Genomic DNA, 15,065 nt, shown 5'->3' with positions numbered 1-15,065 from the left:
CGCATCACCTGTGCCGCAACGCATTCGCGTAGCGGTGCGGTGCTGTCAGCATCGCGACGGCGAAGACGGCAGAGCGCATCTCACCCGCCGCGAGCAGCGGGAGCACGTCCCGACGCGATACGCGAGCACGAGCGATGCGCAGCAGTTCGTTCGTCATGGGGCCCGCACCGCCTTCGTGCTCTGCGCGCATCGCCATGTGCGCCGCGGGGATCAGAACCTCTCGATACACGAATGACCTTGCAGTCGAACGCCATTGCCTCGTGTCGGGAACGGTGTCGAGCATCTCGAGGACCTCGTCGCCCATCTCGAAGATCGCGCGCGTGTCGGCCGTGACACGGTGCGACACCGAATCGTTGCGAAGTCGATAGCGGTACAACGCCTCTGGCACCGTCGCCACGGCGCGTGAGTCCAGCGCCACCCGCGCGATGGTCGACAAATCCTCGTACGCGCGGCGCGTACCCCAGGGGTCGTCGCCGAGAACGTCACGGCGGAAGAGTTTTCCACTGGCATACGACCGTGCCCTACTGCGCAGCAATAGGTTCGCGTACTCGTCGCCGGAGAGCGCGCCGGTCGGAAGTACCGGAGTGAAATCTCCCGTCGGTACCCCACTCTCGTCGACGAATCGCGTTGTGCACGTGGCGAAATCGGCGTCGGAACGAAGCAGTTGGTCCAGCATTGTCGCCGTGAACGCCGCGTCGGCGATGTCGTCGCTGTCGAAGAACCAGATGATGTTTCCCGACGCTGCCGCAAGTCCCGCGTTGCGTGCCGGCCCCACACCGCTGTTGTGTGGCATACGCACGACCCGATGCGCGACCTCCCCATCAGCGAGCACGGCTTCTGCCCGTTCGATGGAATCGTCACCGCCGCGATCATCGACGAGCACGATCTCGTCGACCGGAGCGTGCTGGTCGATTATCGAGCGCACACATGCCTCGATGTAGGCAGCGCTGCGATAGACCGGCACGACAACAGACACCGACACGTCTTGCATCGTCAGTCGAGTCCGGCTCGTGGCGGATTGAAACATCGCGAGATGCGCTCCCCTCAAAATCACTCCGCGTAAGGGTAGCCTAACCGCGATACCATGCGCCTGTCGGGCACCGCCGCGGACGAGGTCAGGGCCTGACCGTGGCGATCACGCCGGTGTGGTCGGAACCGGGCAACTCGACTCGACGAAAGCTCGTCGGCATCGGACCGCCGCGCGTCATCACCCGATCGAGAGCGAGCACGGGCGGAAAGCGCCTGTTGGCGGGATACGTTGCGACGATCCCCGCCCCGAGGTGGTCAGCGGCGTCGACGAGACCCGGCGGTTGCGCGAGCAACCGCCGAAAGCGTGCGTGATCGTAGGTCGAGTTGAAATCGGCGCCGAGGATCAGCGGGAGTCGCTCCTCACCCAGCGTCGAGGACAGCAGATCGACCTCGTACGCCCACCGCCACGCCGGCTCCGGCCACGGCGGTATGGGATGAAGCGCATAGATGGCGCGACGCCCGACACCCGGCAGGTCGACGACGGCCCGCAGATTGGCCATCGCCATCTTGCCGATGCGGAACTCGTCGGTCAACGGGTAGCGCGAGTAGATGCCGGCCCCGCCCCCACCCCGCCTCGGAACCACGAACCGATACGGCAGCGCACTGGCGATTCCGGCGGCGTCGAGCTTGCCGATCGCGTCGTCGGTGAGTTCGACGACGGTGGCGATGTCGACGCGATTGTCGCGTATCTCCCGCACCACCGACGCGGCGTCGGCCTGTCCGAGATAGATGTTCGCCTGCATGACGGTGATGTCCGACGCCGCGCGCGCTTCGTCGGTCCCGACGAAGAGCGGTACCTGTGTGCCGATCCCGATGGCGACGACGACTGCAGCGACGACAGCACACATCCATGCCCGCGACGCGAGCAACACCACCAGACCGACGATCCCGATCACGATCAGGATCGGGGTGCCCGCGGCCAATCGTGCCCAGGTGTTGCTGACGAATGGCACAGCATGCGCAACGGCCCCGAGAAGACCGACCGCGGCCAGCAGGCAACCGATGATCGTCAGCGCTCGGCGCAGCCGACTCGACCCGGTCCTGCCCGACTCAGCCGTACGCGACGTCGACGGCGTATCGGGCAAACCCGAGCCTCTCGTAGGTGTGTAGGGCTGCGGTGTTGTCGCCTTCGACGTACAGCATCACAGTCCCGATCCGACGGTCGGCAAAGTAGTGAAGCCCGGCCAGCGTGAGCATCCGGCCCAGGCCACGGCCCTGAGCCGCCGGGTCGACCCCGACGATGTAGACCTCGCCGAGATCGGCGTCCTGCTGCTTGGTCCAGTGGAAGCCGAGCAGCGTCGTCGGGTCGTCGACGTCGTAGGCGAGGAACAGCCCGGCCGGGTCGAACCACTCGGCCGATGTCCGTTCGGTGATCTGCTCCGACGACCATCCGCCCTGCTCCGGGTGCCACGCGAACGCGGCGTTGTTGACCCGGAGGATCTCCGCGTCGTCGGCGGGTCCGGCGTAGGTGCGCAGCTCGATCGACGGGTCGACGACCAGCGGTGGTAGATCAGACCCGTCGGCTGCGACGTCGCGGCGCAGTTGTAGCAGCTCCCGCTGCTTGTGCAGGCCCATGCTCGCCGCGAGCGCCTGCGCGCCGAGGAGATCGCCGTGCGCCCAGGCGCGGGGCGTCGGGCCGTCGGGATTCGAGACAGCGCGCGCGGCGTCGAATGCTGCGTCGAACAGGGCCTTCCCGTGCCCGCGGCGGCGCAGGGCCGGGTCGACGACCCCCTCGATCATCGAGGGCTCCCCCTCGCGTCCGGGGGTGATGTTGGCGTAGCCGGCCGTCGAGACGACGTGACGCACGCCCGACTCCGCGTGAGATCCGGCGGCGTCGTCGATGGACAGGACGGACTGCTCGGACAGCGGGCCGACATCGTCGGCGCTGGTCGCGTCGGCCACCAGTCGGCGTGCGTGCGCGACACCGGCGGCGTCGAGTCGATCGGTGACGACCGGGGTGTCTCCGATCGCGTCAGCTTCCGCTGGCACTGAACTCCTCACCGAATCCCGAGGCGTCGAAGGAGTCGCCCGCAGACCTGGCGTCCTCATTCACGTCCCCACCGTCGAGGTCGTCATCGAGATCTGCATTCTCAGCAATATCGCTGTCGGACAGACCGTCATCGGCAATGTCATCGTCGGCAATGTCATCGTCGACCGGGTAGTCGCTGGCCGCTCCGGAGCCTGCGCCGCGACCGCGCGTCGGACGTACTGCTTTATATCCGACGTTGCGCACGGTCCCGATGAGCGACTCGTGCTCGCTGCCGAGTTTGGCGCGCAGGCGTCGGACGTGGACGTCGACCGTTCGCGTGCCGCCGAAGAAGTCGTAACCCCACACCTCTTGCAGTAGTTGTGCGCGGGTGAACACCCTGCCCGCGTTCTGCGCGAGGTACTTGAGGAGTTCGAACTCCTTGTAGGTGAGGTCGAGCGGGCGCCCTCGCAGTCGAGCGGTGTACGTGCCCTCGTCGATCACGAGTTCACCCAGCGTGACCTTGCCGGACGCCTCCTCCGTGCCCACCCCACGGGTACGAACGACCAGAAGCCGAAGCCGCGCGTCGAGTTCGGCTGGTCCGGTCGCCGGGAGGAGGAATTCGTCGAGGCCCCAGTCGGCGTTGACCGCGACGAGCCCGCCTTCGGTCAGCACCGCAGCCACCGGCACGGCTGAGCCGGTGCTGCCGAGGAGTCTGCACAATCCGCGTGCCGCGGCGAGGTCTGTTCTCGCGTCGACGATGGCGATGTCGGCGTTACTGGCCTCCATCAGCGACGACACCTCGGTGGGTGCCACACGGACCGTGTGCGCGAGCAGCGACAGGGATGGCAGCACCGCCTCCGGATTCGGATCGGCTGTCAATAACAAGAGATCCACGTGATACTCCGATCTCGTCTTCCCGCCCTGAACTCCACCACTACTACTGCGACCGCCGGGCAGAAGTTCGCCGGGACGTCAGCATCACACACGAACGAACCTCATTGTTTACGTCGGCTTACCACCGTGTGCGCGATAGATGACAGAATAGCGCCAATGTCGGGTTCTGCTGTTAACAAGGCAGCCGACGGGGGTGGCGCAACTGCGTCGGGCAGCCACGAGCGCGGCACATTCCGCGCCCGTCGCGCACTCATCGTCGGCGTCTGTGTCGTCGTCGTAGTGCTGGTCGGGGCGTTTCTCGCCGATCTCGGCGCCGCCGCGCGCGGCGAGTACCGCCTGTCGCGATCGTTGCAGGCCTCGCCGCAGATCACCTTCGATCCCGAGGTCACGCTCAGCGGATTCCCCTACGTGACACACGCGTCACGCGGCGAGTTCTCCGGTGCGACCATCACCGCGCGCGGCGTCGCGGTGGCCGGCTGCCAGATCCGACGCGGGTGTACCGCAGAACTCGGCGCCCGTCTCGGGACGCTGTCTGTGCCCGACGGGTGGAACATCGGGCCGTCGGACACGATGCACACCGAGTCGGTCGACGCGTATACACGGCTGGACTCGGTCAATCTCGGCCGATTCCTGGGCATCCTCGACCTCACGGTGAACACTCCCGCTCCCGAGGGCAAGGCAGGCGGCGGTGGCCCGCAGGACGGCCTGCTGCACCGATCATCCGGGGTGCTGCTGACCGGAACCGTCGCCCTGCCCCCATCCGATAGTCCTCTGCCCTCCGCAGGACCCGAGACCACGCCCGTCCCCGCGGACACCCCGTCGGCGTCGGAATATCGGGGTCGCAAAGCAAAGGTGAGCGTGAGCGTCGACCTCTCGATCCGCGACGGTCGGCTACACCTGCAGGCCACCGACTTCTACGACGGCCCGGAAGAACACGAGAGCGCTCCCGAACTCGACGGCCCCGACAACGCGGCGCTGCGCGCCCAAGTGCTGCAACGATTTTCGACGACGCTGCCACCCCTCCCCCTACCGTGGGGCATCACTGCCACGGGTGCGCACAGCGAGGGAAGCGACGTACTCCTCGTCGCCGACACCGGTCCGCGCGATCTTCGCCCGAGAGACTTCTGACCACCGTCGGCATTCAGCGCGCGAGCGTAACTCCGCCGCCGCGCGCCAGCGCAACTCGTCGTCGCAGTCGAAATCACGGGGGCCGCTATTGAAGTGTCACGGGGTGGCTGTTGTACCCTCGTTGGCATGCAACTGCGCCGTGAGCTTCTGCTCACCCGTCGGCGGGCGATCGACTTCTGTCGCGTCGCCGACTGTTGCTGTCTCTAGTCCGGTGATCGCGCCACCTCGGCACGCTCACCACAGGTGACGGCCGGTGTGTGCAGTGTGCGCGCTCGTGACATCGCAAGTCCGCATCTCCTCAGATGCCGCCGTCATCGTTCGACCGTCATTCGACCGACGTCCGGCCCATTCTCATCACTCCGGTGACCGGACACACTTACCGAGAAATCCCACCTCTGGAAGGAACCAGACATGGCACGTTCCGACGTCCTGGTCAGCGCTGATTGGGCTGAGCAGAACCTGAACAACGACAAGGTCGTCTTCGTCGAGGTCGACGAGGACACCAGCGCTTACGACGGCGGCCACATCGAAGGCGCCGTCAAGCTCGACTGGAAGACCGATCTGCAGGATCCGGTCCGTCGCGACTTCGTCGACCGCGAGCAGTTCTCCGCGCTGCTCAGCGAGCGCGGCATCTCCAACGACGACACCGTCGTCCTCTACGGCGGCAACAACAACTGGTTCGCCGCTTACGCGTACTGGTACTTCAAGCTCTACGGCCACCAGGACGTCAAGCTGCTCGACGGTGGACGCAAGAAGTGGGAGCTCGACGGCCGCCCGCTGTCGACCGACGCCGTCTCGCGTCCCGCGACCGAGTACAAGGCTGCCGATCCCGACAACTCGATCCGCGCCTTCCGCGACGAGGTCGTCGACGCCATCGGCGTGAAGAACCTCGTCGACGTGCGTAGCCCTGACGAGTTCTCCGGCAAGATCCTGGCTCCCGCGCACCTCCCGCAGGAGCAGAGCCAGCGTCCCGGCCACATCCCCGGCGCCATCAACGTGCCGTGGAGCAAGGCTGCCAACGAAGACGGCACCTTCAAGTCCGACGACGACCTCGCCGAGCTGTACAAGGAAGCGGGCCTCGACGGCTCGAAGGAGACCATCGCGTACTGCCGTATCGGTGAGCGCTCGAGCCACACCTGGTTCGTGCTGCAGGAGCTGCTCGGACAGACGAATGTGAAGAACTACGACGGCAGCTGGACCGAATACGGTTCGCTGGTCGGCGTTCCGGTTGAACTGGGAGAAGGAAAGTAAGTATGTGTGCTGCACCCAAGCAGGGACAGAAGTTGCCCGCGGGCGTCGACGTCGAGAAGGAGACCGTCCTGACCGGACAGGTCACCGACGCATCCGGTAACCCGGTTGCGGGCGCGTTCGTGCGACTGCTCGACTCGACCGGTGAGTTCACCGCCGAGGTCGTCGCAAGCCCCACCGGCGACTTCCGCTTCTTCGCCGCCCCCGGCACCTGGACGCTGCGCGCCCTCTCGTCGGTCGGCAACGGCGACGTGACCGTCAGCCCCGAGGGCCCCGGCGTTCACGACAAGGACATCACCGTCTCGAAGTAGACAAAAGAGTCGCAATCTCGAAGTAGCGCAGTTCTGAAGTAGCGCAACGCTTTTGAGGCTGCTGATTCGCAGAGCAGGCCCGGTCACCCGCAGGGTGGCCGGGCCTGTTTGTTCGGCGGATAGGTCGATGCGTACCGCGTGCAGTCGGGGCACCGGCTGAGCAGATCATGCCTGCAACCGATGACGTGTTCGAGGAAACTCTCCGCGTCCGCCAGCTGGGCGCGTTGTGAACGTATCCATCGGAGCTTCTGCTCGATCAGTTCCGTACGACCTTCTTCGTCGCGGTGCAGCACCAGCCGGATCTCGGCAAGACTCATGCCGACGCTCTGGCAGGCCTGAACTATGCGGATGCGACGAATGTGCTCCTCCGTGTACAAACGGTGGCCCGACGCTGCGCGATCGGGTACGACCACACCGAGGTCGTGCCAGTGGCGTAGCACGTGGTCGTCGACGCCAACTCGCCTGGAAGCCTCTCCGATCTTCACTTTCCGTACGACCTTCCGTCTTGACCTCAGGTCAACCTGAGGTTTTAGCGTGTCGCCATGATGACACACGATCCGCTGCCAACCGCTTCGATCATCACCGTGGACGAAACCTCTATCGCGACAAGGATTCTCGAGCCCCCAACGGCCTCGGCGGGCGACATCGTGCTGTGCCACGGCACGCCATGGTCGTCTCAGGTCTGGACCAGTGTTGCCACCGACTTGAGTCGCGACTACCGAGTTTTTCTCTGGGACATGCCCGGCTATGGCGAGTCGGAGAAGAGCGCGGCAGTCACGACCGACTTGGCCGCGCAAGCCGTACGACTGGGCTCGCTCATCGAGTTGTGGGGATTGCAGCGGCCACATGTCATTGCGCACGACATCGGAGGCGCCGTCGCACTCCGCGCACATCTGCTCAACGGCGTCGAGTACGCAGACGTGTTCCTCTGGGACGTCGTCACCCTGGACCCGTGGGGGTCGCCCTTCTTCCGGCTGGTTGCCGAGAACGCACATGTCTTCGAGCAGCTCCCAGCACATCTACATGCGGCACTGGTCAAGGAATACATTGCCGCAGCAGCCTTTCGGCCGTTACCCGACGAAGACGTCGAGGCGCTCGCCTCCCAGTGGCTCGGCCCCGTCGGACAGGCGGCGTTCTACCGGCAGATCACAGCACTCAGCGCAGCGGACACCCGCCCAGTGGCAAATCGACTGGAAGCCACACGCAGCCCGGTTCGTATCGGCTGGGGTCGGGATGATCCGTGGATACCGCTCGGGCAGGCCTATGAACTCCAGTCCAGATTCCCAGATCACCCGGGGGTCGTCGTGCTCGACGACGTCGGACACCTCACGCCCGTCGAAGACCCTTCTGCGGTGACGGCGGCCGTTCGCGCATGGCTTGCGCGGCAACCGGCCCCATAGCGCCGTCGCCGCGTGGGCCATGGTCGGAGCCGACCCACCATCAACACCGTCTGCGGCCCAGGGCGGACGCGGCACGGCACAGTGATCCGACTCGACGGCGCGGGCGCCAAGCGACACAGCCGAGTGTGGTCGACCTCAGTGAACTACCGCCCGCGCATCGGAGTTAGAATCTAACCGTGGTCATCTTCTTCGAAATCTTGCTGGTCCTCGCGGCCGTCCTGATCACCTGGTTTGCGCTGTACGTGCTCTACCGACTGGTCACAGACGAATCGTGACCTCCCCGGAGGACGCACAGCCCGACGACGCCGTCGCCGCCCGTAGATCAGGCGACGAGGCGATCAGCCAGGCCGATTCGCGCGCTGCCGAGTCAGGCAGCCGCGAACGCAACGTACCCGCGTGGGACGATCTGCCGCTGAAGGCCGATACCGCCAACCTGCGGCTCGGTGCGGACCTCCACCAGGGACTTCTCGCGCTACTACCGCTCGTGGGAGTGTGGCGTGGCGAGGGCGAGGGACACGATCCCGTCACCCACACCGACTACCACTTCGCACAGCAGATCGTCGTCAGTCATGACGGGCAGAACTTCCTGAACTGGGAGTCGCGCTCCTGGGTCATCGACGAGGACGCCAACTTCCTGCGTCCCGACCAGCGTGAGACCGGCTATTGGCGGATCACCGAGGACGACTCCATCGAACTTCTCCTCGCCCATGCCGAGGGATGGGTCGAGCTGTTCTACGGTCGGCCGCTGAATCAGACGTCGTGGAATCTCACCACCGACGCCGTCGTGCGCTCGGAGACCAGCGCCCCCGCCGGCAACGCCAAGCGCCTCTACGGCATCGTTCCCGACGGCGACCTCGCCTACGTCGAAGAGCGCGTCGACTCCGACGGCGACCTCACGCCGCGCCTGTCCGCGAAGCTGCGTCGTTTCGTCGGATAGTCAGCGCACCCCGCGAGCTGTGCCGCGGCTGCCAGCTGATCGTCGAATTGGCTGCCTGATCACCCACGCAGTTGCGGCGGCGGGCCGTCGAAGAAGAACTGGAGCGCGAGCGGGCCGTCGTCGATGATCTCTCCCACCAGCACCGGGCGCCCGCCTCGACGCTCACCCTGCAGGATGTGGAACTCGGTGTCGGGCAGGATGCGCGACGTGCCGCGCGGCAAATAGGTGAATAGCGCATCGGCGGTCCCGCAGACGCCGGGGGCGGAGAGGATCGCCAGGTCGGCGAGGCCGTCATTGTGCAAGACAAGGTGGCCAGATGCGGCACCTGCGATACCGAGTCGGCTGTAGCCGAGGTTCTCCACCGTCCCGATGATCCAATTGGTCGGCCCGTCGTTGGTCCACTCCGGATCCTCGGTGGTGAGATAGCGGCTGCGCACCGCGGCAGTGCGATTCGACGACTCGTGCATGCGCGCGTGGAGAGATCTGACCGCGCTGGTTGTTCTCATCATCGGCCTCCTGGCTGTCACGAATCACGGGTAACGGGTGTGCTACTGACACGAAGTTCACTCCCCGGACTCGGCGGCCGCATGCGTAATGCACTACTCGTTGTCGGAATTGCCCGACAGGCCGAGGCTGCCGCACTACCTCAGGCCGCGAAAGAACCCAGACACGGAACAGCCCGAGACATGGAACGACCCCCGCATCACCCGTCATGCACGGGCACATCGGCCGGACGGCCGGATGCGGGGGTCGGGTGACCATCTGGTATTCGCCAACGGGCGAAACTGCTTAAGTCACAGGCGGTCCGCCGTTAGCGGATGGCCACCTCACGTGTCCGTATGTCATACAACTTCAGACCACCTCCTTTCTCGTGTACGACCGAAAGTACGCCCGCAACAACATGCCCGCAACGCATTTTTCGCTGCGTATGCCGAGGTCGGATCTGCGTTCAGAATTCTTGTCAGACCTCGAATGTATGTTTGGTTCATGTCCTTGGAAACCACTCTCGACGCCGGCGCGGGCGCGCCCGGCGCGTCGTCGGATCCCGAGCGCTTTGGCGCGCCGACGATGCCGCCGATCGTCGAGCAGATGTGCGAGGACGAAGAACTGTCGAAGACCGACCTGGTCGAGATCATCGCGCATTGCGCGTCCGTTCGCGCCAGCGCCGATTATCGAATGCTGCAGGCTATCAGCCTGATTCACGAAGAGCACGAGGAAGACTACGGCTCAGAGATCGGCGAAGCGCACCCCGGCCCCGCTGATTCCCCGGAGGATCTGCACGCGCTGGCGACGCTGGCCAGATCCGGCGGTAATCCGCGCGCCCGGTTCGGCCCGGACGGACTCGAGCGCACCATCGCCGACGTCGGCGCGGTCCTCTCGGTCTCGCCCGCCAAGGCGCGTGAGCTGATTACCGCGGGGCATGCCGTCCGCTATCGCCTACCGCTCACCGGCTCGGTACTGGCGTGCGGACGTCTCGACTTGTCCCAATTCCTCATCGTCCTTTCGCGCACCGCCCTTTGCGGACCCGACACCATCGCCGACGTCGACGCCCGAATCGCCTCGGCACTGCTGGCGCGCAACAAAATGTCGACGACTCGCCTCAAGGCACTCGTCGACAGCGTCGTCGCACAACTCGACCCTCCCGCGGTCAAACGGCAGCGCGAGCTCGTCGAACACGACCGCGACGTGCAGGTACGGCCCGACCGGCACCAGCCGGGACAGTCCCGTATCAGCGGGACGCTTCCCATCGAGTCCGGTGTCATGATCGACGCTCGGCTCAACGCGATGGCCCGTGCTGTTCACGACGCCGACCCGCGCACTCACGCACAACGTCGAGCCGACGCCCTGACCGCCTTCGCGCACGGCGAGAGCCACCTCACGTGTAGGTGCGAGGCCTGCGCGCTGTCTGACGACCTCTCGGAGGCGGTAAGCGAACCAACCGACGACCTGCCCGACCAAGCCGCCGCACCGGCACAGATGATTCCGCCGTCGCCGAGGGCGATCATCCACGTCGTCGTCAACGAGTCGACCATCAATGGCGACGACGACAAGCCGGGATTCATCGACGGACATGGCGTCGTCGATGCGGAGACGATTCGAAAACTACTCACGGCTGCCGGGATCGACTTCCTCGACCCCGCGACGATCAACGAGCGTGCCGCCTCATCGGCACTGCGGTACACGCCGAGCAAGAAGCTCGACGCGCTGATCCGCTCGGGTGAGCTGTGCTGCACATTCCCCGGGTGCAGCAACCCGGTGTGGCGCGCCGACGTCGACCACGGCGAGGCTTTCAACCGCAGCAATCCGCAGGCTGGAGGCGCCACCGTAGCGGCAAACCTCAAGCCGCTGTGCAGGTTTCACCACAGGATCAAGACCTTCGGCAACTGGCGCGACCTGCAGACCGTGATGGGGACAACTCTGTTCGTCTCCCCCACCGGGCACACCTTCGTCGGCAATGCGTTCACCGGCTTCAACCTCTTCCGAGGCCTGCGCAGGCTGAAACCACCCGATCACCCGGCCAATCGACGAATCAACGCCGCACACGACGCCAAACGTCGTCGACTCGAACGTGCCGAAAAGCGCTGGAACGACGAGAACCCGCCGCCCTACTGAGCAATCGCCTACCGAGAATTGCCAACCTACTGGGAGCCGACCGGTTCCCATTCGATCCGCACGAAGTCAGCAGACTCCGCGCGCGGCGGCTGATGCGTCACGACCACCACAGTGCGATCGGGTCCGAACATGCCCCCCACCGGCGTCAGCAGTCGGGCGAGCAACTGCTCGGCGTCTGCGGCGTCGAGGTGTTCGGTCGGCTCGTCGAGCAGCACCACCGGTGCCCGGTGCAGCAGTGCGCGGGCAAGCAATAGTCGACGACGCTGCCCACCGCTGATCGCCTCCGCCCCACCGGTCAGTACCGTGTCGAGGCCATCGGGTAGACCGGCCACCCACTCACCGAGTCCGACGGCGCCCAGCGCCGCGCGCATCTCGTCGTCGGTCACGTCGCCGCGCGCCACGCGCAGGTTCTCACCGAGCGTCGTCGAGAAGATGTGAGCCTCCTCGGCGAAATAGCATGCGGCCGAGCGCAATGCGACAGGAGTACCGTCCTGATCGGTGGCACTCACCGAACCGGCACGCGGCTCGAGCAGACCGGCGATGGTCAGCAGGAGCGTCGACTTCCCGATGCCGCTCGGCCCGACAACGGCAAGTCGCGATCCCGGCGGCAGCACCTGGGAGATGCCCTGTTCAGGGCCGAGCGTCGGCGGTGTGGCGTCGGACGTGGCGGGCCACCCCCACCTCAGCTGATCGAGCTGCATCGTCACCGGCCCAACGTGTACCGGCACGTCGATGTCGTCGGCAGCGTCCCCCGTAACGTCCACGTGAGCACGGTCGACGTCGGCACCTTCAGCGCGGGCACCGTCGACCAGCGCCATCACACGCGCCGCGCTCTGGCGGCTGCGCTCCAGTTGGATGCCCGCCTCGGTCAGCGGTGCCGTCGATTCGAATGCGGAGAGCGGCAACAGAATCAGCACGCCGAGGATCATCGGGGTCAGTCCGTGGCCGCTCGCGACGTCGGCGAGGGAACCGGACGTCGACGACGCCAGGTGGATACCGATCAGGCAGCCAGCCAGCAGCGACACCCCCAGCGCAAGCGGTGTGGCCGCTGCTGCGAGTGATTGCACCCGGACACCACGATCGGCAGCAGCGATGGCATCCTCGTCCGCGGCACGGGCGTCGGCCAACACCGCGTCACGACGCCGCCCGACGATGAGTTCCGGCGCATGCCAGAGTGCGGTGGACGCGGTGTCGGCAGCCCGTGTAGTTGCGGCGGCACTGTCGGCGATGGCCCGCGCCGACCCACGCGCTGCGAGCCACGGCGCCACGACTCCGCTGACGATGAGCGCCACCGCCAACACGACTGCGGCCCAACCGGATACGAACGCCATGATGATGATCGCCGCGAGCGACGTGGTGAATCCGACGCCGATCGGGATCAGCCCACGGATCAGGGCGTTACCCAATTCGTCGATGTCGTCGCCGGTCCGGGTGAGCAGATCACCACGCCGCAACGTGACCGAGTACGCGGGCGAGCCGGTGGCCAGCGCGAGGTAGAGACGTTCCCGCGCCGTCGCCATGCCGCCGAGCGCCAGATCGTGTGTCGCCAGCCGTTCCAGGTAGCGGAACAGACCACGCGAAATACCCAGTGCGCGTACCGCGGTGATCGCGACCGACAGAAACAACACAGGCGGCATCTGCCAGGCACGCGTGATCAGCCACGCAGACAGTGCGGCCAAGCCCAACGCCGACAGCGCACCGGCGACTCCGAGCAGAAGCGACCGCGCAACCGGCTTCCACTTCAGATCCAGGAAACCCAGCGCACGGACAAGCGGATCGCTGCGCCACCCGGTCCTGTTGTCAGCCAACGCCGATCACCTCCGGAAACTCGACGATGCTGTCGGCATAGGCACGAGCAACCGGACGATGCGCGACGACGACCACGGTGTCGCCCGCCCACGCGCGACGAGCGAGCGCACCGAGCACCGATGCCTCCGACGCCGCGTCGAGGTGTGCTGTCGGTTCGTCGAGCAACAGCAGCGGCGCCGGCGACGCCAAAGCACGTGTCAACGCCAGTCGTTGACGCTGGCCGGCCGACAGACCGACACCACCAGCCCCGAGTTCGGTGTCGAGCCCGTTCGGCAAGGAGTCCACGACGACGTCGAATCCTGTTGCCGCGGCAGCCGTCTCGAATGATTCGGGCGGCACCTGCCCGAACAGCGCGAGATTCTCGGCGACCGTGCCGGGCACGATGACCGGCTGCTGGGGCAGCCAGATGACCTGCTCGTGGTACGCGGTCGGTTCGAGTTCTGCGACCGGGATCGAACCGACAAGCACCGATCCGTCGTCGGGTGCGATCAGGCCCAGCATCGTCGCGACGGCCGTCGACTTACCCGCACCGTTAGGACCGGTGAACAACGTGAACTGTCCGGGTTCCACGGTGGTGGTCAGACCGTAGGGCGCCCAGCCATCACGCCCGTGGACGCCGACGTCGAGAAGCCGGATCGGTTCTCCCGCAACAGTGCACGTGCGCGTCCGGCGAGAGGTCGACGGTGCCGTGACATCGCCGGAATCGATCAGCTCGAGCACCTCGTCCGCCGCGGCGACCCCGTCGGCCGAGTTGTGGAACTGCGCACCCACTTGGCGTAGGGGCAGATACGCCTCGGGCGCGAGGATGAGCGCGAAGACACCGGCGTAGAGGCTCATATCGCCGAACACCAGCCGCAATCCGATGCCAACCGCGACCAGAGCGACACACAGCGTCGCCAAGAACTCGAGAACACCACCGGAGAGAAACGCCACCCGCAGCCCGGACATGGTGCTGCGCTTGTGTTCTCGCCCCAACTCGGCAACCCGCGCCGCGGGCGCCTGCGCACGATTGAGCGCACGCAACGTGGGCAGACCCGCGATCAGGTCGAGCACTTGCGAATTCAACGTGCTCATCGTCTTGAGCTTGCGCTCGGTTCGATCCCGCGTCATCAGTCCGATGAGGATCATGAACAACGGAATGAGCGGCAACGTGATGATGATGATCAACGCCGACGGCCAATCGGCAAGTGCGATCACGACCACGACGGTCGGGGTCACCAGCACGGTCACAATCAATGCCGGGACGTAGCCCGACAGGTACGGCCCCAGGGCGTCGAGTCCGCGCAGCAAGACCGTCGTCGCATGCTCCCTGCGCCGCACCAACTCTCGCGTCGGGGTGCGGTCGGGATCGGTCAACACACGCAGTGCACGCGCGCGCAGCTCGGCAATGGTCGACGCCGACGCGCGGTGCGCATACCGGTCATGCGCGTACGACATGATCACGCGAACCGCCAACGCGCAGGCCAGGATCCACAGATGCGTCGATTGCGCCGAGATCGACCTGCGCGCCGGATCGACGATGATCTCCGACAGGATCGACGCCGTCATCGCCGCGGCGACGAGCATCGCGACGGTGGTGATCGACGCCGAGATCGCGGTCACCGCAACGTAGCGGCGGGTCGTCGGCGAATATTTGAGCAGGCGAGGATCGAGAGGCGGACCCCCACGACGCTGTGCGCCCGAGGCCGCTGGGCCACCCCGGCTGTCTGCCGGGGCGCCCACCGGGC

At 66.1% G+C, this 15,065-nt stretch carries 14 protein-coding genes; 6 read left to right on the top strand and 8 right to left on the bottom strand.

Features of this window, described 5'->3' with window-relative positions:
• Positions 1 to 4 precede the first annotated feature (4 nt).
• The 4 genes from ABW18_RS04340 to ABW18_RS04325 all read right to left on the bottom strand — a co-directional run bounded on the left by ABW18_RS04340 (position 5) and on the right by ABW18_RS04325 (position 3,892).
• Positions 5 to 991 carry a glycosyltransferase family 2 protein gene (locus ABW18_RS04340; protein ID WP_231894258.1) on the bottom strand — a complete coding sequence of 329 codons (987 nt, stop codon included), beginning with the start codon at positions 989 to 991 and terminating at the stop codon, positions 5 to 7.
• Between the two features lie 124 nt (positions 992 to 1,115).
• A complete protein-coding gene (locus tag ABW18_RS04335; RefSeq protein ID WP_049697755.1) occupies positions 1,116 to 2,114 on the bottom strand; it encodes an endonuclease/exonuclease/phosphatase family protein in 999 nt (332 codons plus the stop codon).
• Positions 2,080 to 3,018, bottom strand: coding sequence for a mycothiol synthase (mshD, locus tag ABW18_RS04330; RefSeq protein WP_049697754.1), 939 nt, complete (start codon positions 3,016 to 3,018; stop codon positions 2,080 to 2,082). The genes ABW18_RS04335 and mshD overlap by 35 nt, the downstream gene beginning before the upstream one ends.
• Positions 3,002 to 3,892, bottom strand: coding sequence for a winged helix-turn-helix transcriptional regulator (locus ABW18_RS04325; RefSeq protein ID WP_049697753.1), 891 nt, complete (start codon positions 3,890 to 3,892; stop codon positions 3,002 to 3,004). Before ABW18_RS04325 ends, mshD begins: the two co-directional genes overlap by 17 nt.
• 156 nt (positions 3,893 to 4,048) lie before the next feature.
• On the opposite strand from ABW18_RS04325, the gene ABW18_RS04320 reads away from it, so the two are divergent.
• From ABW18_RS04320 to ABW18_RS04310, 3 genes are all read left to right on the top strand, one after another.
• Positions 4,049 to 5,020, top strand: a complete 972-nt coding sequence (locus ABW18_RS04320) for an LmeA family phospholipid-binding protein (protein ID WP_082938028.1) — start codon at positions 4,049 to 4,051, stop codon at positions 5,018 to 5,020.
• 411 nt (positions 5,021 to 5,431) lie between these two features.
• A complete protein-coding gene (locus tag ABW18_RS04315) occupies positions 5,432 to 6,271 on the top strand; it encodes a sulfurtransferase (RefSeq protein WP_005204219.1) in 840 nt (279 codons plus the stop codon).
• Between the two features lie 2 nt (positions 6,272 to 6,273).
• The gene (locus ABW18_RS04310; protein WP_005204217.1) at positions 6,274 to 6,579 is read left to right on the top strand and encodes a DUF1416 domain-containing protein; all 306 of its coding nucleotides are present in this window, start codon (positions 6,274 to 6,276) and stop codon (positions 6,577 to 6,579) included.
• An 83-nt stretch (positions 6,580 to 6,662) separates the two neighbouring features.
• Here the strand turns inward: ABW18_RS04310 and ABW18_RS04305 are convergent, their stop codons facing one another.
• A complete protein-coding gene (locus ABW18_RS04305; protein ID WP_049697752.1) occupies positions 6,663 to 7,064 on the bottom strand; it encodes a helix-turn-helix domain-containing protein in 402 nt (133 codons plus the stop codon).
• Positions 7,065 to 7,121: 57 nt separating this feature from the next.
• On the opposite strand from ABW18_RS04305, the gene ABW18_RS04300 reads away from it, so the two are divergent.
• Entirely contained in the window at positions 7,122 to 7,979 is an 858-nt protein-coding gene (locus ABW18_RS04300; RefSeq protein ID WP_049697751.1) for an alpha/beta fold hydrolase, read from the top strand.
• 271 nt (positions 7,980 to 8,250) lie between these two features.
• On the top strand, positions 8,251 to 8,916 hold the full coding sequence (locus ABW18_RS04290; protein WP_049697750.1) for a heme-binding beta-barrel domain-containing protein: 666 nt from the start codon (positions 8,251 to 8,253) through the stop codon (positions 8,914 to 8,916).
• Positions 8,917 to 8,975: 59 nt separating this feature from the next.
• Here the strand turns inward: ABW18_RS04290 and ABW18_RS04285 are convergent, their stop codons facing one another.
• Positions 8,976 to 9,425, bottom strand: coding sequence for a hypothetical protein (locus ABW18_RS04285; protein WP_231894252.1), 450 nt, complete (start codon positions 9,423 to 9,425; stop codon positions 8,976 to 8,978).
• Between the two features lie 478 nt (positions 9,426 to 9,903).
• Here ABW18_RS04285 and ABW18_RS04280 point away from each other — a divergent pair, with 478 nt between their 5' ends.
• Complete coding sequence (locus tag ABW18_RS04280) at positions 9,904 to 11,529, top strand: HNH endonuclease signature motif containing protein (protein WP_200903208.1); 1,626 nt, start codon at positions 9,904 to 9,906, stop codon at positions 11,527 to 11,529.
• A 26-nt stretch (positions 11,530 to 11,555) separates the two neighbouring features.
• On the opposite strand, the gene cydC is transcribed toward ABW18_RS04280, so the two are convergent.
• Positions 11,556 to 13,337 (bottom strand): thiol reductant ABC exporter subunit CydC, encoded by a 1,782-nt coding sequence (gene cydC / locus ABW18_RS04275; RefSeq protein WP_049697749.1) that lies wholly within the window; start codon positions 13,335 to 13,337, stop codon positions 11,556 to 11,558.
• Entirely contained in the window at positions 13,330 to 15,060 is a 1,731-nt protein-coding gene (cydD, locus tag ABW18_RS04270) for a thiol reductant ABC exporter subunit CydD (RefSeq protein ID WP_197494558.1), read from the bottom strand. Before cydD ends, cydC begins: the two co-directional genes overlap by 8 nt.
• Positions 15,061 to 15,065: the final 5 nt, after the last annotated feature.

It is taken from the genome of Gordonia jacobaea (genome assembly GCF_001186365.1).
Lineage (GTDB): Bacteria > Actinomycetota > Actinomycetes > Mycobacteriales > Mycobacteriaceae > Gordonia > Gordonia jacobaea.
The sequence above is the reverse complement of the archived record's forward strand: the minus strand, read 5'-3'. Positions and strand labels throughout refer to the sequence as shown.

Bases quoted from the DNA above. Each gene is read 5' to 3' on its own strand.
- ABW18_RS04340 (WP_231894258.1), bottom strand. From the start codon at position 991: ATGCAAGACGTGTCGGTGTCTGTTGTCGTGCCGGTCTATCGCAGCGCT.
- ABW18_RS04320 (WP_082938028.1), top strand. From the start codon at position 4,049: ATGTCGGGTTCTGCTGTTAACAAGGCAGCCGACGGGGGTGGCGCAACT.
- ABW18_RS04315 (WP_005204219.1), top strand. From the start codon at position 5,432: ATGGCACGTTCCGACGTCCTGGTCAGCGCTGATTGGGCTGAGCAGAAC.
- ABW18_RS04310 (WP_005204217.1), top strand. From the start codon at position 6,274: ATGTGTGCTGCACCCAAGCAGGGACAGAAGTTGCCCGCGGGCGTCGAC.
- ABW18_RS04300 (WP_049697751.1), top strand. From the start codon at position 7,122: ATGATGACACACGATCCGCTGCCAACCGCTTCGATCATCACCGTGGAC.
- ABW18_RS04285 (WP_231894252.1), bottom strand. From the start codon at position 9,425: ATGATGAGAACAACCAGCGCGGTCAGATCTCTCCACGCGCGCATGCAC.
- ABW18_RS04280 (WP_200903208.1), top strand. From the start codon at position 9,904: ATGTCCTTGGAAACCACTCTCGACGCCGGCGCGGGCGCGCCCGGCGCG.